The following is a 21,402-nucleotide window of genomic DNA, read 5'->3' as shown; positions in this document are numbered from 1 at the left end:
TGTACAATTATGGTAAAGATTAGTATACGAAAGGGTAGTGAAAATGGCAAAAAGGCCTCCCCTATGGGGAAGGCCTCTTTCGTATCGAATCTTCTCTATATCGCTCTGGCATGGATCAAAAAACGATGCTGCTTCACGTCCCAATAACCATCACGTTTAATATCCAAATACAGACTATACAGCTGTTCTATATATTTCTCTGGCTGGAAGTCTGCAATTTGCCATTCAATAACTTTTAAGTAATAGACAATCGCTCCAATATCGTAAAAGCGCTGGATCGGAAACTGTTCCCGCTGCTCTACGATTTCAAAACCATTACTTTTCAAACCTGCAATTGCTTGAGGAAGAGTCCAGTCCGCATACACGTAATCAGGTGCTCCCAAGCGGGCGTTAAGGCCTGCACAATCCAAGCCTCCTGCCTGTTGAGTCAAAAACGTACCTCCTGAACGCAAAATACGGTGCACTTCCGCTGGCGAAAATGACTCATGCTTGTTCAGCACAAGGTCGAACCCAGCATCGTCAAACGGAAGGGAATCGTCATCATGAATAGCCATCACGCGTACACCCAGCGGCTCCAATCTTTGCTTGGCGATAGGTACGTTCGGTGCATATGCCTCTGTCGCACATATGATCTCTGGAAAAGGGCACAACTGCGACAAGAACTCTCCCCCGCCTGTTCCCATATCCAGCATCGCCTTCGAGGCATGCATCAACGCCAAAGCCTTGCTGGCATAAGACCAGTCCAAAGGTTCGCTCGCCACTCGTCCCGTGTCCGAAATGAATGAAAAATCCCATCCGGAAAATGACTGTTTATGATGATCCAACAACTGTAGAAATTCACGATCTTCTGTATATTTCATATTTTTTTGCTCCTCCACTATTGGACTGTACAATATTGAACTCTTCTCTCTGTATGTTCTACGTTGTATCACTCTGGTCTCTATTTATGTCCGTTCTAATGTGGAGGAGCTCTTGCCCGTCGATGAGGTTGTTATATGTCGTGTCCGAACCATCCCATGTTCATCTACCTCCGTCCATATTCCCTCTAAACCAGATACTGTCCCTCGTAGGAGCTTAAGGAACTGCCGGTAATGCCTTGGCAAGCTCCGGTGTCATATCGTTCGGAGTAAAATAGTAATAGCGTGTATGGGGATCTGAACTAAATAAAGGTTTGATCTTGACTTGAACCAAGTAAGTGCCTTTCGCCATATCTGGAGTATAGCTATTAGATCTACGCTTTTCCAGTACAGTGCTCCACAGCTTCGGATCTTCAATCGTTATTGCTTTGTGCTTTTGTTGAATGCTTCTAAATATTTTATAGTCTTCAATATATTGATTGGGTTGATAAGGCTCCATTTCCTGAGAAATAATAGGAACAGCCCGTATCGAAAAAATATCCTTGGAATCAATGATGACCTTATCCGCATACCCTTTTTGCTCTAGCCAATCTGTAAGCTTGTGATATGAAGCCGGCCAATTAAATGAAATTTCACGATGCCAGCTCGGTTCGTTATTGGTAGAGGATGACTCTTTATTTGTAATAGAAACATTCCCCAGAGGGTATCGATGTGATTGCATTTCGCTATAACTCATATTTAATACTTCTTCTCTGAGTACAGCTTCAAATTCACGAGTTTCTTTGGGATTGGTTAAAACCACTCGTCTTTCATTATCATCTACGGATTCGATATTGATCGTCTCTGCTTTTCCTTGCAGCTTATCCAGCTTGTATCTTACCGTTTTATAAGGCTCTGCTTCCATCACTTTAGTCAGTTCTGTCCGGAAAGGCTTCTCCGGGAATGTATAGCGGCGAGTCATGGTGGAACCATCATCCAAACGGTAGACTATGAATGCCGATTCGACGGCCAGGTTTTTAGACAACATTTTCTCGCCAGCTGCATGTGCACGTACGAGTTCTCGATGTAAATTCAGTACAGAGGCGATATAGGCCCTATCTTGGGAGTAATAAGCTTCTTTTTCTGCATCTCCCCCTAGAGGCTCCTCTTGCCCGACATAAACTTTTTCTACGGAGTGTGCTGTTGGAATCCGTCCCTCATAACCCAACCAACCTGAAATCGGGATATACAGTACCAGCCCCATGATCACACCGTAAACGACCATTTCCACCAAAGCACGAACACGCACAATTTGCCACGTCTTGCGGACGACCATTTCTACAACGATATAGCCTAAAATAGCTCCAAGTGCATACCCGAAAATCGACCAATTAGCTCCTCTTGTACCTGCATTATAAAAATAATCGCCTAGTACAAGCATGGCGCATAGTATAACCCCTGCCTTGAACAAAGGTTGAAAGAAAGAAAACGCTATAGCCTGAGTCGCCTTTTCGACCAAGCGTTTACGATACAAACCATAACTCAAGGCGACAAATAGCACAGAGATACCTAGATAGGCGAGTAGCTCCATGTAAGAAAAGGCGCGCTGTGGCAAGTTGTCCATAATGCGTACAAACGGCGATAAGTTTTCCCAAACATTATTATTGCTGCGAAACTCCGAGCCATTAATATATTGAACAATGGTTTCTCGCACCCGCACATATCCGTATAAATTACGTTCCAGAAAACGCCCTATCATCATGAATAGAAACTGAGGCAATAGCAGCAAAACATACACTACTACGGTCTGTAGCAACGATTGTCCCACACAAATCCCTACAAACACAGTAAAAGTAAACAAGAAAATCGTAAGGACGGACACAACCAAAGCCCACGATCCAACGTCATTAATTTGAAAAATATAAGGCAGTTCGACTGACGTGTTAACCCAAGCAGTTACTCCCGCAGTCAGCCATACAGGTACAAGTAAAAGAACAAGACCGCTAATTAAATGTGACGTTAATAGATGCTCTCTACGCAAAGGTAGGCTATGATACAAATCGGATGGCCCCTGTCGCTGAACAAAACGAAGCAGCATCACACCTGCCAGCACGGGTACGGTCATTAAAATTAATTTTTGCAATTCATTACCCGAGTTTGTGCTATCGAACAAGCTTTTTAAAACCACTCGCGGTTGTTCATCACCAGTGCTCATAAACAATGGCAGCGGTACTGTAAACAGCAATCCTGCCAAGTACAATAGACCGATCCAGCCATGCTGTCTCAGGCATTGGCGAATTACGCCGCCGCTACAGAAGAATCGGTTGGATGTCATAACCTGCGTCCTCCATTTCATAAATGAAAATTTCTTCAAGCGTCAACGGCAGCAAATCGAACACATGCGGCTCATACGCTTCAATCGTTTCTGCAATCCGCTCTCGCTCACCCCGGATGATAAGCAGCAGAACACTGCCCCTCCGCTCCTTATGTACAACCGAAAGTTGGCCACAGACAGCTTCCTCATGCATGCTGTCCCGAAAGGCAACCTGCACCTTATGCGTATCGGATTTAAGGTCATCCACCTCTTTTTCCAACAGCATCCGACCTTGGTGCATAATGCCGACATGATCACACATGTCTTCAATCTCACGCAAATTATGAGATGAGATCACGACGGTCATCTCACGTGCTGCGGTTTCCTGGAACAAGAGATTTTTGATCATTCTACGCATCACGGGGTCCAGACCATCAATGGGTTCATCCAAAACCAGCAGTTCTGGCATGCAGCTCAAGGCAAGCAAAAAAGCGGCTTGGCGCTTCATCCCCTTGGAAAAACGGTGAAGTTTGCGCTTCGGGTCCAGCTTGAAAATCTCCGTAAGCTGTGTGTAGCGTTCTTCACTCCAACTTGGATAAATGGAGCGGTAAAACCGGGCCATCTGACGAATTGTCGCTTGCGGGAAAAAATAAGGGGTATCCGGCAAAAACAGAATGTGCTGCTTGACTTCAGGCTGCTCATACACCGGCTGTCCACCGATTAGCACCTTACCAGTATCCGGCCGGTAAATCCCGGCAATGATTTTGAGCAAGGTCGTTTTCCCTGCCCCGTTCGAGCCCAGCAGTCCAAAAATGGAGCCCTTCTTTACCGTCAGGGCGAGCTGATCGACAGCCTTTTCTTCCGTAAATGTCTTTGTGACTTCCCTTAATTCAATCAAGGGACACCCCCCTTTCCTTTGTTTGCATAGCTTCCACGTATATGTCGTCCACTTCCTGCTGTGTAAAACCGAAATGGACAGCTTCGATCATCAGTTTTAACAATGCCGCCCGAATCTCATCCCGCTTTATTTGTTGCGGCTGCTGCTGGGTAGGCGTGACAAAGCTGCCTTTGCCCTGGACGGAATAAATATATCCTTCGCGTTCCAGCTCGCGATACGCTTTCTGAATCGTATTCGGATTCACCGTAAGTTGAGCGGACAATGCCCGTACAGAAGGCAATTGCTCATCCGGCTGAAGCGATCCGTACACGATCATTTCCTTAACCTTCTCCATAAGCTGTTCGTAGATCGGCTTACGGCTGCGGATATCCAGCTCGAACATGGACTTCCTCCTTTCAACACTGGCTCAAATTCATGTATACATGTTCAACTGTTCTAACTGTACTATCATTAATAGTACAGTTAGAACAGTTTGTCAATCTTTTCTTTGGACATTTCTTACAAAAAATAGCCGCGATGCAGAATGCATCACGGCTATTTCTTTTTAGCCTTCCTTTGAATCATAAGGCTGATCACGGCTTATATTCGCAAGTGTGTGCCCTTCCGGCAGTTTTAGATCCAGTTGGAACCGGAATGTTGCTCCTCTGGCCTCGTCACTATCTACACCAATGGAACCCCCCATTAGCTTGACCAGGTTTTTGCAGATGGACAAGCCAAGACCTGTCCCTCCATATTTCCGGTTCAGTGCCGGATGAAGCTGGGAAAAAGGCTGAAACAACAAATGCTGACGGTCTGTCGGGATGCCGATTCCAGTATCCGTTACACTAAACTCAATCAGGCATTTCTTTTTACGGCGGCTGTAAGCCTTTCTCTCCACAAAAATATTTACACGCCCTCGCTCCGTAAATTTGATCGCATTGCTCACCAAGTTCACCAATATCTGTCGGATACGCACATGATCACCGACTAGCATCCCTGGCATTTCCTGATCTATATGCCATTCTAGCTGGATGCCTTTTTCCATAGCCTGCGTCATAAATAGGTCAGCTACACTGCCAACCACATCCTCCAGCACAAAAGACTCATGCAGCAACGACATTTTGCCAGCTTCGATTTTGCTCAAATCCAGTATCTCATTCAATATCTGCATCAAAGCGTTGCTACTGCTGGTAATAATATCGATATAGCTACGCTGCTCCTCATCTAATTCCGTATCTGCCAGTAACCCTGCCATGCCTATAATGCCGTTCATCGGTGTACGGAGCTCATGACTCATCACAGACAGGAATTCTGACTTGGCTCGGTCGGCGCGTTCGGCAGACTCCTTGGCCCGAATAATCTCCTTTTCATTCGTCCTGTCTACAAAAACCATCACCGCTCCTTTTCGCTCGCCGTTATCCATCAAAGGGCTGATTCGATAAGAGGCCAGAAAACTGGACCCGTCTTTTTTCCAAAATACAGCTTCCTCTGCCTGATAAGAAGCGCCGCTGCGAATCGCTTGGAGAATAGAAGCCTGCTCGTCCGGAAAATGGCTGCCTATTTCGTCAGCATGGCGAATGACGTCTATACATGAACCGTTCAGCGGGTTGGCTGATCCTATGCCGAACATCTCAACAGCTGCCGGGTTCATAAAGCGGACATGTCCTTCGGTATTCAAACCCACAATTCCTTCGGATACTGCATTTAAAATCAGCGAATGCTCGTTACTGAGCTTTTCAATCTGAGCAATGTAGTTTTTAAGAGGGGTAACATTCTCTATAATCCCGTAACAGCCTACAATTTCTTCTTGCACGAAAATCGGGATATTCGTCATCTTGATGAATAGACGCTCCCCCTCCTTATGTATGAATTCCGATTCATAGGTTTGTGTCTCCCCCTGTTTGGCCATTTCGATATGTCGTTTGATTTTGTCCTGTTCCTCAGAGGAAGCCATGACAAGTATTTCAGCTCCAAGAAGCTCATCCCTCGTATAACCCGTAAGCTTCTCCAAACTCGGATTCACGCTCAAAATATGACCTTCCATATTCATGGCGCATATCCCGAGTGGATTATGCTGAAATAGTGACTTATAACGGTTTTCACTTTCACGAAGACGTTGCTCGATTTCCCGGTGCTCTGTAACGTCCTGTATCATCCCGACTACTTGAACAGGCTTGCCTGCATGCTCGTCCATCTCAGCTTCCCAGATCGAGCGCAGTACCTTCTGTTCCCCATTGGGCAATACAATCCGGTAAAAGGTTTCTTCGTGAATTCCCTTTAAGATCACGTTGTTGATAATTTGCTTCATCCGTTCAGTATCTTCGGGATGAACTGCCTTCATGAAAGCGTCAATACTTGTTTCAACCGGCTTGACACGATAGCCAAATATGCTGCGAAATTCCTTGGAAAAATGCATAACATTGTTGACCAGATCCCAGTCCCATGAGCCGAACATCGCCAACTGTTGAGCTTTTGCCAGGTTCTCCTCGCTCTTCTGGCGCTCTGTGATATTTCGTCCGATGGATAGAACTCGCTTGATCTTGCCCTGTTCATCCCGAATAATACGGTACGATACTTCCAGCCACAAATAATGCCCGTCCTTATGACGTACACGCCGCTTCATGATGCCTGTTTCCTTGAACATTCCATGTACACGCATGTAATCGGCATCTTCGATATGGTAAAATTGAAGCCGTTTTTTGCCGAGCATTTCCTGCTTCGTATAGCCAAGGAGTTTTTCCACCGAAGGGGAAATATATTGAAGTATGCCGTCTGCCGTGCTGTAAGAGATGACATCCGGCGTATTTTCGGTAATCAACATGTACAAATCCTCATTGTCCGAAAGTACCTGCTCCATGTCCTTTTTCTCCGTGACATCCATTGCATACGCAATCAAATAAGATTGTTCGGTAGCCTCATCATCAAATATGGTTAATTCCAGCGATAGCCAGACAGTTGTTCCCCGTTTATGCTTTAAACGCAGCTCTGTCTTGTAGACTTGATCCGTAGCCTTTAGCCAACCTGCATAGGCCTCCCTCAGCCCTTGCTGATCCTGAGCCTCATTATACAAGAGATGGTAATATCGGATATCCAGTAATTCCTCCTGCTCATATCCGACCATTTTGCAAAAGGCGGGATTGACATAAAGACACTTCCCCTCCCTCGACAAAATCACGATTCCTGTCGGGGCATGATTATACATATGTTCCAGCAAAGGCAGTCGTTGAGCAGCAGAAAACAAATGAATCTCCTCCTCTATATGAAAGACATTAAAATATGTATGCACAAAAGATTGCCGATGCAGGTTCATCGGCAATCTCTAGATTATTTTTTTATACCACCCGGCTAAGAAAATGACGCAAAAATCGCTCAGCAGTGAGTTGCAATTGCCTTCTCTACCGAGATGTTGCCAAAAGTGGTTGTTGACCCCCACAGTAGATCAGTATTCTTTCTTCATTATACACAATTTGAATGCTTATTCCCTTGGTCATCGAATTCTTTATTTGAAGACGTTAAAAAAAGGCTACAGCAGTTGTGCCGCAGCCCTTTTTCAAACAATTATCAGTTATTCAAGTGTATATATTCACCTATTCCTAAGGCTCGATTCCCCATACCAGCTTATCGTTGTGGAACAATGTTACTTTGTTCCATTCAGCATAAGAGGTTTTGGTTGGATCGAAGGAATAGTCATTGGATTCGTTCAGATTAGACCAGTCGCTATTGTTCATGCGGATCTGAATATCACCTGTTTGCGCCCCAGCAGCAAGCGTGCCGGCAGCAGCACTGAATCCAATTTCAATATAGTTGTCTTTAATGGTACGCAGCACGTTATCATTACCTACTTGCGCCCAGTCTACCGCAGATTGCAGCTCTTGGCTGCCATCTTTCGTGAAGTAATAGCGGATTTTGAGCTCGCTCAGCTTCACTGGTGTTGTACCTTTATTTTTCAGGTTAAAGAACGGCTTGGCAGCGTTATTCGCTGGATCCGTGTCCCCAGCACGATACATTACAACCAGATCGCCCGTTGGATCTGTAGGATTCGTTGGATCTGTCGGTGTACCTTTTGGCGCAGCGCTTACCGTTGCGGAATCCTTACTTGTTCCTTTCGCATTCGTAGCACTTACAACATAGAAGTATGTTGTTCCGTTCGTCAGCCCCTTATCCGTGTACTCTCTTGCAGTTACAAGAGGCGCCACGGCTGTAAAAGGACCTGCTTCGCTAGTAGCACGTTTTACGGTGTAGCTGTCAGCACCAGTAGACGCATCCCAAGTCAGCGTCACTTGTGCATTACCCACAACAGCCTTTAAGCCTGAAGGTACAGCTGGAGCTGTAGGCGCCGGGTCCACACCACCACTGGAAGGCACGATTGCAGGGTACGCATTTTGTACCAGCATTACAAACTGATCATGGAACCAAGCTCCTGAAATAGGCGCATTCGGCAAAGCATCTGTTAATGTGCCATCCTTGGTTGTATAGGTAGGATCACACATACGGTCAAAGCCTTTACCCTCATCGTTCGGAATGAGTGAGCTGGAACCATCGGAATCCCCTGGAGGTTTCGCCCAGACATAGGCATCGATATGACCAGCTGGAGCCGTTTGTGGCGGCGTTCCCATACCCGCTCCGCTGCTATTACACCAGTTACCACGGTGCAAACGTTTGTCCACACGACCTGAGTTTACATAGGAGTTAATATCATTGCCGACTGCGGAAGTCGGACGGTTAGGTCCTCCCCATCCATTACGGCCTGTATCAATTAACATACCGAGCGAGCTCGGCCAGCCTGCGCTGACAAAATCTCTATGCAAGGACTCTGCAAAATCCGATTCATCAAAATTAGGATTCCATTCGTAGAATTTGGACGATTTGATCGGCTGTCCGCCGATATTCAGGTTTGGATCAGGCAGATTCGGTTCTGTCAGCGGTGAAGTATTGGCTGTATTCGTGATAAAGCCATCCACACTGGACAGACCTTTGCTAGTATCTTTGAAAATAGTTGTAAACAGAGATACCGTCGCTGAACGGTTGTTATCCCAGCCTAACCAACCGGAGTGACCGATATCTACGTATTTGTACACGTTAGGAATCTCGTTCAGCTTATTCATTGTGTATTTAACGCCAGCCTCATAAATTCCTGTAGATTTGGCTTGTCCACATTGGGGGGTATCAAGATTGGTTACCAGATTTGGCAAACTATCTGGTTCAATGATCGCTACGATACGAATATCCTTATATTTGGGATTTGCAAAAATAGAAGCTATTTTGTCAATATAATCCTTTTTATACGTTTCCAGACCTGCCTGGGTCAGCGGCAATTCACCATTGGAGGCCAAGGCATGACAATCCCGTCCGGGCAAATCATACACAATGAACTCCGCCGTAATCGGTGTGTTGCCTTTCTTTTGCGCCAATACCTGGTCCAAATGTGCTTCCAAGCCAAGCTTACCTCCACCGCCGTTAATAGCGGCGATACGATCAAGCCATACGGCTGTCGGGAACGTTTTGACCGTTTGCATTTTTGCCTTCAGGTTCGCATCCGTAACCTTGGCAATTGATGTGTCGACACTAGCCGCATAATCAGGGTTAACGTATTTTGTCGCTCCTGAGTAAGGATTATCGACATGGGACTCTGCATGTATTTTATCCGTAAATCCTGCACCTGGTAGAAAGCTGCTTGCGACGAGTGATAGCGCAAAAGCATACTTCATTCCTTTACGAAGCACTTGCTTTGTTTTCAATTGCTTCACCTATCTTTCCGTAGATTTTGTTGAATCTTCCTATGTCGGCACCTGATTGTTATATGATTAAATGTGTGTTACGCCTACTCTCTCCCTAGAAAAAGTAGCGTTCATAGTTGCGAAAGGTAAGCGCTTTCTATTTGTTCATGCGCTCACATTTTCCCCTTTTTGTCACCTCCTATGTTAGATTATAGTGAGCTGGAAATCTGCTGTAAATTGAATAAATTAAGGACTACAATTATTAATTAGGCATATGAATTGCCACACCGACGGTTCGGGATGGTCTCTCTTTTTTTGAGATTGGTTCTATCATTTGTTGAACTTCCCTACTATGACAAGCTCTCAGGAGATTCAAAGTCGACAGTAAAAGAGCGGATGCATAAAAAACAAGACTGTATTCTTTAATTTCCGTCAGCCCAAATCGACAAGAATAAACTTTAGGCTGCTATCTATGTCAATCGTTGAACCTATCGACAGCAAAAAAGGATGTTTCAGGCCTACGACCATGAAAACACCCTTTTATTGTTGTTCAATCCCCCTCTGCTCATTAGCAGGTCCATGGAATGAGCGTTACTGCAATTGTACCAAGTAGCTGTTACGCATTGCTGTTCTGTACTTTTTCGCGATCCTTGCCTTTGTCAGATTGTCCTGCGTTTTTATTGGCGGCATCCCGATCCAGCTGCATTTCTTCAACTGTCTTCACCTTAAGCCGTGCTGCTCCCTCATAAGGTCGGGTTGGAATCAGATCGTCTGTAGCCAAGCGTTGGCGCGCCTCGGCAATCGCTGCCCCGTATTGCGGCAACCATGCTTCCTGTGCCACCAGCATCTCATCGACCAGCTGCCAAATTTCTTTCGGATTACACACAGCGCCCACTAACGGGTCCATCATAAACGCTTGGCGCAGCAGCTTATCGTCTCCATGTACAGCCGCTTCAACAGCCAAACGCTGAACGGAAATACTAACATTGCACACGGCAGCAGGACCCAGCGGCAGTTCTCCAACTTGCGGCATAGAAATACCGTTCCGATCCACATATCCAGGAGCTTCAATAATCGCATCGTCCGGCAAGTTGGAAATTACACCGTTATTCACGACATTAAAGTGCCCCCGGTACACACGCCCGGTTTCCAGGCTTTCAATAATGTATGAGCCGTGCTCTTCACCTCGATGCTCTGCCTTGTACTCCAGTGGATCTTCCTTCATCCAGTTAGGGAAATCTGTTTCAAACCAGTTACGTCCTTCCGTACATACACGCAAATAGCCGCCTGTTTCTCCGTTGATCCAGTTGCCCAGATCAATCCAGTCCAGAATTTCATTCGGACGCTTCCGATACCAAGGCACATATTCACTGAGATGACCATTCGACTCTGTGCTGTAATAGCCAAAACGACGAAGCATATCGATGCGTACCTTTTCGGTGCGGCTAAATTCAGGATGTTGTTCAAAAGCCTCCAGCAGTCCGGCTGTCAGATCCTTACCCTTATGCGAGGCCTGAATGTACCATGTTTGGTGATTGATTCCGGCGCATACAATGTCCACATCCTGCTTCTCCAGACCGTACGCCTCGGCAATTTGGTGATGCCCATTCTGGACGCCGTGACATAGACCAACCGTACGCACGCCACCGTACTTGTTGCAGGCCCAGGTCATCATCGCCATTGGGTTCGAGTAGTTCAGCAGCAGCACATCCGGTGCACTTAGCTCACGGATATCTTTGCAAATCTCCAGCATTTCAGCGATACCACGCTGGCCATACATGATGCCTCCTGCACATAATGTATCGCCCACGCATTGATCCACACCGTATTTTAGCGGAATATCCACATCGGTCGCAAAGGCTTCCAGACCGCCGACACGGATTGTACAAATGACGTATTTGGCATCCTTTAGAGCTACCTTTCGATCCGTAGAGGACTGTATTTGTATGGACAACCCATTCTCACGAATATCCCTCTGACACAGTTCAGTAACCATATCCAGATTGTGCTGACTGATGTCCGTAAAAGCCACTTCAATATCGTTAAACTCCGGTACTGATAACAGATCTCGCAAAATTCCACGGGTAAAACCGATGCTTCCTGCTCCAATAAAAGCTACTTTAAATGACACGGCATTCAACCTCCGGTAATTAGAATTGTAATATACCGTCATTGTAGCAATATGCCTGTAGAAAGCGTTATCAAAATCATGACCAGATTCGAACTTAGGTGTCAAAAATCCTAACTTTCGCATCAACAGATGCTACTTGCCGTTGACGAAGCTGCGTGTGCTTCTCTTGTTTACTGTATAATGATTTGTGTCTTTAAATATTCCCAAAGGAGCAAGACATGTCAAACCGTAAATGGACATTGATCCTTATTCCCGTCTTCCTGCTATTTGCCTGGCTGTTGTTTCAGTTCACTCTGTCTTCTCTTCAAATTCACCAATTTTCAGAACAATTGAAGACGGTTTCACCAAACGACGGGGGTTCCGATACAAAAGTGGTATTGATATCACAAGAGCTGGACAATTATTATTGGCGGTCCATTGAACAAGGAGCTCGAAAGGAAGCGGAGCTGTACGGTATGAGACTCGATTATATCGGACCGGACCGCATTAATCCGTCCGAGCAGATCAAACTGCTGGATAAAGCGATCGCCGCCAAGGCAGATGCGATTCTGGTTCAAGGGATAAATGATCCAGAGTATCGACGATTAATCAACAAGGCTGCCGCACTTGGCATACCTGTCATCACGATCGATACGGATGAGCCGGACTCCCGAAGGCTGGCTTACGTCGGAACGGATAACGAAGGAGCAGGAAAACAGATGGGCATGCTGTTGGCGAAGGCCTCTGGGGAGCATGGCGATATTGGAGTTATGATCAGCAGCGAGCGCGTCGAGAATCAGCGGCTCAGGCTTGCGGGATTTCGTTCTGTGATCAGCCACTATCCCAAGCTCCGCATTGTGGAGATTCGCTCCTCAAATATTTCACGGCTTCAGGCAGCCCAGCAAGCTCAGAACATGCTCACCCATTATCCGCAGATTCACTACATGGTCGGATTCAGTGCGCTGGACGGCCTTGGCATTCTGGAAGCCTCGGAGCGGCGCGGCGTGCGGAATTTGCAGATTTTCGCTTTTGACGATATGGCCGAGACGTTGAAAGCTATCAAACATCGCAAAATCGAGCTCACCCTTGTTCAACAGCCAATGGAAATGGGGGCTAAGGCTATAAAATTGCTGAATGTTTATCTAAAGGGACATGATCCCCAGGAATTAACATACACCAGGGTATATGAAGTGCATGCGGACACTCCCGACAACATGTCTGGAGATGACAGACGATGACGATCAGAACGAAGTTGCTTCTGTTCATCCCTCTTCTAGTTGTGTTCGCCAATATCATCGCTTACTTTGTATTCCAAAGCGGGAAGGTCGTCCAACAGAGCTACGATGAAATGCTTGGCCGAATTCTTCTCATCGAGCAAACCTCCGAATCGGCGGAGAGCAACTTAAATCTCCTCTATACCTATCTGCTCAATCCAAGAGACGATACGGGTGTGCAGGGCCCGACGGAATACCAATTGAAACAGCTGAAAGGCAGAATCCAAGAAGTCTCTGACTCGACCGATCCTTCTTTTGCCGAGGAGGACTACATGAATCTGTTAGCCACATTTCTTGAACAGAAGCAAGCTGCAGTTCTGGATGCAAAGGCACAAGATCCTCAATCGGCTTTTGAGCATTACATTGAAGCGGAGAAAACCGTCGGCTATATTCATGAGGAGGGCCAGCGACTGATCGATGCTGAACTGGCTTATTACCGGCCGCTCATCGAGAACATTCGGAACAAGAATGAGCAAATGAACGGATTGGGAGTGGCGTTGTTCGGCATGAACGCGCTGATGGGGGTTTTGCTTGCCATCTGGGTCTCGCGCAGCATTACGGGCCCTGTCGGCAGACTGGTCGGACTGGCGAAGCGAATCGCCACAGGTGATCTGAATATCGAGCCCCAACCGCGGCGAGATGACGAGTTAGGCGTATTGGCAGACGCCATTTTGCAAATGTCTGCTGACTTGAGCATCCTCATTGAAAAGGATAAACAAAGTCTGGAAATGCGGCGACTTGTGAAGGAGCTAGAGCTTTTGGCCCTGCAAAATCAAATTAACCCGCACTTTTTGTTCAATACCTTAAATGTGCTCTCCAAATTGGCGATCCTGGAAGGAGCGGAGAAGACCAGCGACCTGATCGTTTCGCTGTCCAATCTACTACGGTACAGCCTGCAAAAGCTGGACAAACCTGTAACGCTCCAGGAAGAACTAGACCATATAAGCGAATACGTAACCATCCAGCAGGCGCGTTTCCGGGACAGAATTCGCTTTGATCTTCACTTTGACGCTTCCGTACTTCAGCAGCAAATTCCAGCCTTGACGATCCAGCCATTTATTGAAAACGCCTTTCTTCATGGTGTAGCTGATTTGGAAAACGGAGCCATTATCACATTGACGCTGTCGAGAGCGGGCGAAGATGTGCAAATTGAAATTTCAGACAACGGAAAGGGTATGACGGAGGAAACCCGACTGTCCGTGCTCCGTTTAGAAGGTGGAGCTGAAAGCAGCAGTTCAACAGGACTTGGAATGCAAAACGTGTTTAGGCGGCTGCAATTGTTCTACGAAAAGGAAGGAATGGTTGAAATCCGAAGCCATATCGGATTAGGTACTACCATAACAATACGAATTCCAGTCAAGAAGGAGAGTGAGCAGACGAATGTATCGGTTGTTGATCGCGGATGACGAAGCTTTGGAGAGGGAAGGACTGGAATTGATAGTGGAACGGGCAATGCCGGGGGTATTTCGGTTTATTCATGCCGACAACGGCCGCATGGCGATCGAATGTGCGGAAGAGCACCGGCCTCATATTGCCATTCTGGATATCAACATGCCCGGAATCGACGGGCTTGGGGCGCTTCGTGAATTAAAGGAGCGTCTTCCTGATACCCGTTTCGTGCTCGTCACCGCCTATGATTATTTTGCTTATGCACGTGAAGCGCTCTCTTTGGGCGTAAAAGAATATATTCTGAAGCCAGCGAAGCGAGAACTAATCATCAGTACACTGAAACGACTGATTGAAGAAATTGAATGCGAGAAGCGAGCACGCACGGAAGAATTGGAGCTTAGGCACAAAATCTCACAGCTGATGCCGCTCGCAGAAAATGAGCTGGCTTTAATGCTTATGGTCGACCAGACGGTGGATTCGAGCGCTTCTCAACTGTCGGAATGGCTGGACTTTCCTCTTGATCAGGGAAGCGCCATCATTGCTGCCTTTGAAGGATATGCAGACGAGCAGGACAAAAAGAAAATTTACGATCATTTCCGAAGCTATGTAAAAACACATGGCCCCAATTCCATTGTGAGCTCCCTGATCGACCATCATGTGGCCACTTTTTTACAAAAGCCGCCTGCCACCAGCGAAAACGACTGGCAACAGCGGATTAAGCATCTTGTTCAACAGCTCTCCGAGCTGGCCCAGCAGCAATTTGGCATAAAGACAGCTATTGGAATCGGCTCGCTTCATAGCGGCGAGGAAGGACTTCGCAAGTCCTATTTCGAAGCCGTCTTTGCCTCCACCCTACGCAAGCGCGATGGAGGTTACTGCCACTTTGATGAACTGAAGTCGTCAGAGGCTGGAAACGCCTCTGTGCTTGCCGTCAAAGAGGAGAATGGAATGCTTCAGCAGACGTACGTCATGTCAGCATTACAACGGATACGCGAACAGCGGGAGGTTCAAACACTGACTATGCTGGGCAGAGCAAAGATGTATATCGAGGAACGGTTCAACGATGACCTTTCACTGGAAGAAGTGGCTGATTTCGTCCACTTGAATCCTCACTACTTCAGTAAAATTTTCAAACAGGAATATGGAGAAACGTTCATCGACTTCGTAACCAGGTTAAGGATTGATAAAGCTATTTCTTTGATTAAGGAGGGCAACCTTGCCCTGAAGGAAATCAGCTTTGAAGTGGGTTATAAGGACCCAAACTATTTTAGCCGTGTCTTTAAGAAGATAACGGGCGTTCCTCCCACGGAGTTCAAAGGTCAAAAATCGTAGAGCTTCGTCCATGCCGACCATCGGCATGGATTTTTTTAAGCTCGAATGACAAGGTAATGCTAGATTTAGCCCCTCCGTCTCCAATTCGGGAAGCGAAGCCAAAATCGTGCGTGAAAAGGTCCGTTTATTGAAGACGATCACCGGCCTTTCTTTTATAAGCGCATGTTATACTTCTCCTCGAAGAACGGAATGAGGTTCTAGGAATCTGGAGGGGAGATGATCATATGGGAGTAATCATCCATAATGAAAGCGCTCAACAGAAAGCGCTTCAATCAGAAAAACCCAATATGCTTTTTGTGACGTTGGTATCCATCGTAGCTGCGCATGGAGGCATACTGTTCGGTTTTGATATCGCGGTAGTTTCGGGAGCAGTTGAATTCCTACAGCAGCGTTTTTCGCTGAGCGAATTTCAGGTCGGTTGGGCAGTGTCGAGTCTGATTGTAGGGAGCATCACGGGTGCGGCTCTCTCCGGCTACATGAGTGAAAGGATCGGCAGAAAAAAGGTATTGCTGGCCGCCGGATTTTTATTTGTCGTCGGCTCGATCTGCTCTGCAATTCAAGATACGTTCACCGGGTATGTTATCTTTCGTATGATCGGCGGCGTCGGCATAGGAATCACTTCCACTATTTGTCCGGTGTATAACGCGGAGATCGCTCCCGCCAAATACCGTGGCCGTTTGGTTGCTTTAAATCAGCTGGCGATCGTAACGGGTATTTTCCTTGTTTATTTTCAGAATTCGTGGATCGTCAGCCTGGGGGATGAAGCCTGGGGTGTCTCAACAGCCTGGCGCTGGATGTTCGGAGTGGGAGCTGTTCCGGGACTGATCTTTATGCTCCTGATGCTCTTCATACCCGAAAGCCCGAGATGGCTTATCAAAAAGAATCGGCCTTATGAAGCGCTGCCAATTCTGCTGAAAATCCACGGTGAAGAAGCCGCTAAACAGGAAGTACTTGATATCAAGGAATCGTTCAAAAATGAGAATGACTCATTGAAACAATTGTTCGCTCCCGGTATTCGGGTCGCTCTCTTTATCGGTATCATGCTCGCCATTATGCAGCATATTACCGGCATCAATGCCATTTTGTATTATGCACCGGTTATCTTTAAAGGAATGGGGCTCGGTACGGACGCTTCTTTGACCCAGACCATCTGGATCGGGTTGATCAATGTGTTGTTTACCATCGTATCCGTATGGCTGATCGACAAAGCGGGACGAAAAGTTCTACTAATGATCGGTACCTCGTTGATGACCCTCTGCTTGATCATTATTGGAGCCGCATTCAAAATGGGTCTAACCACTGGACCGCTCGTGCTCATCATGATATTGATCTACGTGGCCTCCTACGCTATATCACTTGGGCCAATCGTATGGGTCATGATCTCGGAGATCTTTCCGAACCGCATTCGCGGCAAAGCTGTCGCCATTGCTTCGATGGCATTATGGGCCGGCGATTATCTGGTCTCCCAGGCATTCCCCCCTCTGCTGAGTTCAGCTGGTCCGTCCAATACCTTCTGGATATTCGGAGCCATCTCGCTGTTCGTCGTAGTCTTTATATGGCGCAAGGTTCCCGAAACCAAGGGGAGATCACTTGAACAGATGGAAAATATGTGGCTCGAAAAATGATCCAAACTCTAGCTCTCAAGAAGCCCGATACGTTTTATAATGCTTGAAATCACACGACCTCTGAATTCATACCGACCTAAATCGGTAATGGTTCAGAGGTTTCTTTTTAGCTTCCACCCTCCTCCGCATAATTCCTCACATCGCGCTCGACGGCGGTGCGGTATTCAACAGGAGTTTTGCCTGTGTGCTTTTTAAACAACATGTGGAAATACTGTCTGCTGGCGACGCCAACATAATCGGCAATTTCCTGAATGGGAATGTTCGTTTGCTGAAGCAGCATACAGGCCTTGTCCATTCGCAGCATCGTTAAATACGCTGTAAGCGTTAGCCCCGTATGTTTTTTGAAAATTCGATGCAAATACCCCGGGTGCAGATTGACGGCTGCGGCCATGTCCTTGACTGCAATATCCCGGTCATAGTTCAGATGGAGAAATTCAATGCATCGCTTGACGTACATATCCGTTTGCTGCGTATTGCTGCGCTCTGCCTCTTCCCGTAAACGTGCAATTCGTACAAGCAATTGCATAAAAAGCATTTCTGCCATGGCACCCGGCTGTTCTTTACGTTGATCCAGCTCCAGCACGAGACTTTTGAGCGCATAATATACCTCTTCCGGGTCTGATAGCACCAGATATGGGAATGGACGCGACATAAAGGCTGTGACTTCCTGCTCCTCCGCTGCTATTTGTTGGATAGATGGTCCTACCCTCACCCCTTCCTTAAAACCAAACTCTACATTCAGCATCCGGCACGGTTGTTCTCCTTCCACCACCAACCGATGTGGGACGCCTGCATCCAGCATAATAAACTCGCCTTTGCGCAGCGTAATGCTTTCTTCCGTATTCTTTCCGGTTTGTACATCTATCCTGCACAAGCCAGAAATCATATACATAATTTCAGTGGAATGATGATCGTGGTAAGACATCGTATAGTCACGCCATTGCTTGTAATAGTAAGCAAAAAAACGGGGAATATAATCCCCGTCCCGCAGTCCTGGCTCAAACAGACTTCCGTTCATCCCCGCACCTCCGCAAAAAAAATCAGGCTAATATGGCAAAGTATATGTACCCGTTCTATTTTCACAGTTTAGCAGACTGAGCCTTGTTATTCTATGGCGTCCACCTGTCTTAAATAGAGGATTCATCACTTTCTGAACTTAGATACTGAACCAGCATCCCTACAAATCGGTTAGCAACGTTTATATCCTGAATTTTGTTATTCGATTCGTCATTGGAAGTTAGACTCATTTTCTGGAGTAAACCCATCATAGAGGTAAAGACAAAATGAGCAGTCTGTAAAGGTTCAGCATCCGACTTTAAGGATCCATCTTGGATTCCAGCTTCCAGAGCATCTATCAGGAAATGTCGTTCCTTTCCTTGGTTAACAAAATGTTTATATCGTTCTTTGAGTTCTTCATTTGAATCATAACCTTCGTAATGCAGGTCGAATAACAGAATAAACTTGATATATTCCGGGTGTCGCCCCGCATAATCAATCCATGCATCAAGCATCGAAGTAAGCATCTGCTTACCATTCATTTCGGCTGTAGGTGCTCTTCTAACAAATTCAGTCATGCTTTCAAGGATCTCCATTTGGACCTCAAAAACCATTTCATTCATGGACTGAAAATGCTTATAGAATGTAACCCGGCTTACACCAGCCACATGGCATACATCCTTAATATTCACTTTGAGAAAGCTCTGCTTCATAAAAAGTTCCTTCGCAGCCGCAATGAGTTCTTCCCGATTTTTGTTTTTCAAGTTCTGGTGCCAGTTCTCAGTCATTAGCAACCATCCGTTTCTCATTTTTTGATGTTTGAAAGGTTAAGAAAAGGGCAGATGCAAGGATTAATGCACCAAAAATATAAGGAATATGAATGTGTTTGTCAAACAACAAACCCGCTAAAATAGGCCCCAATATACTGCCTAGGCTGGTATACGTCGTATTCAGTCCGGCGGCATATCCTTGACGATCTCCAGCCGAGTTGGCAATCATTGTACTTACTGTGGGCCTTAAGAAGGCATTAAAAGCAAAGAACAGAGCCGATACCAACAGCAGATAACCTAAATTGATCTTAATAAGCATGAACAGTAAAGCAATGGCTGTCATGATCAAAGAGAGGCGTATAAGCTTCATCTCGCCAAGTCTCTTGATGAGGTAATCAAGCAGCCATACCTGCACCACGATGCCTATGATGGCACCAACCGTAATGATCATTGAGATTTTAGTGGCATCAAAACCGTATTTTCGTTCCACAAAAAGAGCATACACCGTTTCGTAATTCATCAAGCCTAATGTCATGATCAATATGAGGAGAAGATAACGAAAATAGGACGTTCGAAATGAATTCAGAATTTGCTTTCGAATCGGCTCCCTACGGACCCGTTGGCCAACGGGTTTTCGTTGTTCCTTGGGCAGTGTCTCTGGCATATATAAGCTAAGCAGCGTTGCTACAAGTCCAAGTCCACCAGCAAAAAAATAAGGCACCCTAATGCCCAACTCAGCGATCATACCGCCTAACCCCGGACCAAGTACCATCCCCAAATTCATGGAAGCACCCAAGTACCCCATTCCTTTAGCGCGAGTTTCAGGAGTGGTAATATCAGCGACATAGGCCATATTGGAAGGAACCATTAATCCAATACCTATCCCTCCAATAAACCGAGCAATATATAGAAGGGGCAATGTCGTAGATACAGCAAACATGAGATCCGAAATGACGGTTAAAAACAGACCGGTGATGATCATTGATTTACGCCCGTATCTATCCGAAAGTTGCCCACCCAGAGGTGAAAAAATAAACTGTGCTGCTCCAAAAGCGGCAATAAGATACCCCGCAGCAGCTCCTGCCGCATTAAATTGTTTCAAATATTCAGGCAGAATGGGAATCACCATGCCTTGACCCAATAAAGCAATAAACAGATTCAGCATCAAAATGAAAAGCGGAAATGTAGCAGACTTAGGTAAGCTGCTCATGTTTGTAACCCCCTCCAATGGTTTACACTTTGTAATCCTTTTCTATGTGTAAACCATATTAGTTGAATTAGGGGGCTTTGTAAATAAAAATACAGAACCTAATGCAGGACTTACACATAAGGCTCCCGTTTTGCAAACTCTTGCAGCATACCTCTTATTTGTTCTACCAATATAGCAGGTGCTTTCTGGGGTGAACCCGTGTCAAACGGAGGCTGAGGATCATATTCCAAAATCAATTGGACTCCCTTACTCATATCTTCTCCCAGTTCCCATGCGATGAGCTGGAGTGCCATGTCAATACCAGAGGAGACACCAGCTGCTGTAACGATTTTGCCCTGACGGACCACTCGCTCATCTGTTGGAATGGCTCCAAGAGATTGGAGCAGGTCTAAGGAACCCCAATGACTTGTGGCTATGGTTCCATTTAACAAGCCTGCGGCGCTTAAAATCAGAGAGCCATTACAAACCGATGTGGTCCATTTTGTAGTTTCATGTATTTGGCGAATCCAATTTAATGTTTCTTCGTCATTCATTAGAGTTTTATAATTTGGCGGACTGCAACCTGGAATAACAAGAATGTCAGCTGAAGGTACTTCAGAAAAACTATAATCGGCATGCAAATAGCCCATGTTTGAGTCCAGTTTGACTAACCCTTTTTTCTTAGCGACAAACTTCACTTCACATTTCAGTGTAGCAGCAAATACATCATATGGACCTATGGCATCTAATGCTGTGATTCCATCGAAAAGCATGATGGCGACTTTCATGAGGATCTCTCTCCTTTGAGGCGAAATTTTATTGTTGCACGCCCATGTTAACATACATATACGGGGTATGGGTATACTAATTAAATGTGAAATCAGTAAGTATCTCAATTTCAAACGTCTCTGATCACAAATACGGATTGTGCAATATCTATGTAAAGTCTTTAATTATACATACCTATAAAAAG

General features: G+C 46.0%; 15 protein-coding genes. 4 read left to right on the top strand and 11 right to left on the bottom strand.

Translation table 11 applies throughout. From position 1 onward, the window contains the following. Nucleotides 1-95: 95 nt before the first annotated feature. The 7 genes from HFE01_RS00410 to melA all read right to left on the bottom strand — a co-directional run bounded on the left by HFE01_RS00410 (nt 96) and on the right by melA (nt 11,875). Nucleotides 96-860, bottom strand: a complete 765-nt coding sequence (locus HFE01_RS00410) for a class I SAM-dependent methyltransferase (protein ID WP_107734096.1) — start codon at nt 858-860, stop codon at nt 96-98. A gap of 214 nt (nt 861-1,074) precedes the next feature. Further along, complete coding sequence (locus HFE01_RS00405) at nt 1,075-3,171, bottom strand: DUF6449 domain-containing protein (RefSeq protein WP_025364177.1); 2,097 nt, start codon at nt 3,169-3,171, stop codon at nt 1,075-1,077. Beyond that, complete coding sequence (locus HFE01_RS00400; RefSeq protein ID WP_090888269.1) at nt 3,146-4,048, bottom strand: ABC transporter ATP-binding protein; 903 nt, start codon at nt 4,046-4,048, stop codon at nt 3,146-3,148. The genes HFE01_RS00405 and HFE01_RS00400 overlap by 26 nt, the downstream gene beginning before the upstream one ends. Then, nucleotides 4,041-4,430, bottom strand: coding sequence for a GntR family transcriptional regulator (locus tag HFE01_RS00395; protein ID WP_107734097.1), 390 nt, complete (start codon nt 4,428-4,430; stop codon nt 4,041-4,043). Before HFE01_RS00395 ends, HFE01_RS00400 begins: the two co-directional genes overlap by 8 nt. A gap of 162 nt (nt 4,431-4,592) precedes the next feature. Then, entirely contained in the window at nt 4,593-7,268 is a 2,676-nt protein-coding gene (locus tag HFE01_RS00390; RefSeq protein ID WP_107734098.1) for a PAS domain S-box protein, read from the bottom strand. Nucleotides 7,269-7,620: 352 nt separating this feature from the next. Then, the gene (locus tag HFE01_RS00385) at nt 7,621-9,774 is read right to left on the bottom strand and encodes a glycoside hydrolase family 6 protein (protein ID WP_103042238.1); all 2,154 of its coding nucleotides are present in this window, start codon (nt 9,772-9,774) and stop codon (nt 7,621-7,623) included. A gap of 586 nt (nt 9,775-10,360) precedes the next feature. Continuing rightward, nucleotides 10,361-11,875 (bottom strand): alpha-glucosidase/alpha-galactosidase, encoded by a 1,515-nt coding sequence (gene melA / locus HFE01_RS00380; RefSeq protein ID WP_016821399.1) that lies wholly within the window; start codon nt 11,873-11,875, stop codon nt 10,361-10,363. 218 nt (nt 11,876-12,093) lie between these two features. On the opposite strand from melA, the gene HFE01_RS00375 reads away from it, so the two are divergent. The 4 genes from HFE01_RS00375 (at nt 12,094) to HFE01_RS00360 (ending at nt 17,474) form a co-directional block, all read left to right on the top strand. After that, complete coding sequence (locus tag HFE01_RS00375; RefSeq protein WP_167438316.1) at nt 12,094-13,092, top strand: substrate-binding domain-containing protein; 999 nt, start codon at nt 12,094-12,096, stop codon at nt 13,090-13,092. Beyond that, nucleotides 13,089-14,534: a sensor histidine kinase gene (locus HFE01_RS00370; protein ID WP_167438317.1), complete on the top strand. Its 1,446-nt coding sequence runs from the start codon at nt 13,089-13,091 to the stop codon at nt 14,532-14,534. The genes HFE01_RS00375 and HFE01_RS00370 overlap by 4 nt, the downstream gene beginning before the upstream one ends. Next, nucleotides 14,509-15,849 carry an AraC family transcriptional regulator gene (locus HFE01_RS00365; protein WP_016821402.1) on the top strand — a complete coding sequence of 447 codons (1,341 nt, stop codon included), beginning with the start codon at nt 14,509-14,511 and terminating at the stop codon, nt 15,847-15,849. The genes HFE01_RS00370 and HFE01_RS00365 overlap by 26 nt, the downstream gene beginning before the upstream one ends. 224 nt (nt 15,850-16,073) lie before the next feature. Further along, the gene (locus HFE01_RS00360; RefSeq protein ID WP_167438318.1) at nt 16,074-17,474 is read left to right on the top strand and encodes a sugar porter family MFS transporter; all 1,401 of its coding nucleotides are present in this window, start codon (nt 16,074-16,076) and stop codon (nt 17,472-17,474) included. A gap of 106 nt (nt 17,475-17,580) precedes the next feature. On the opposite strand, the gene HFE01_RS00355 is transcribed toward HFE01_RS00360, so the two are convergent. The 4 genes from HFE01_RS00355 to HFE01_RS00340 form a co-directional block, all read right to left on the bottom strand. Continuing rightward, on the bottom strand, nt 17,581-18,492 hold the full coding sequence (locus HFE01_RS00355) for an AraC family transcriptional regulator (RefSeq protein WP_107734101.1): 912 nt from the start codon (nt 18,490-18,492) through the stop codon (nt 17,581-17,583). A 109-nt stretch (nt 18,493-18,601) separates the two neighbouring features. After that, on the bottom strand, nt 18,602-19,258 hold the full coding sequence (locus HFE01_RS00350) for a TetR/AcrR family transcriptional regulator (protein WP_107734102.1): 657 nt from the start codon (nt 19,256-19,258) through the stop codon (nt 18,602-18,604). Next, entirely contained in the window at nt 19,251-20,450 is a 1,200-nt protein-coding gene (locus HFE01_RS00345) for an MFS transporter (RefSeq protein ID WP_107734103.1), read from the bottom strand. The genes HFE01_RS00350 and HFE01_RS00345 overlap by 8 nt, the downstream gene beginning before the upstream one ends. A gap of 110 nt (nt 20,451-20,560) precedes the next feature. Next, nucleotides 20,561-21,217 carry a DJ-1/PfpI family protein gene (locus HFE01_RS00340; protein ID WP_167438319.1) on the bottom strand — a complete coding sequence of 219 codons (657 nt, stop codon included), beginning with the start codon at nt 21,215-21,217 and terminating at the stop codon, nt 20,561-20,563. Nucleotides 21,218-21,402 lie beyond the last annotated feature (185 nt).

The sequence above is a fragment of the Paenibacillus sp. EKM10P genome, from assembly GCF_011800655.1.
Classification (GTDB): Bacteria; Bacillota; Bacilli; order Paenibacillales; family Paenibacillaceae; genus Paenibacillus; species Paenibacillus polymyxa.
The sequence above is the reverse complement of the archived record's forward strand: the minus strand, read 5'-3'. Positions and strand labels throughout refer to the sequence as shown.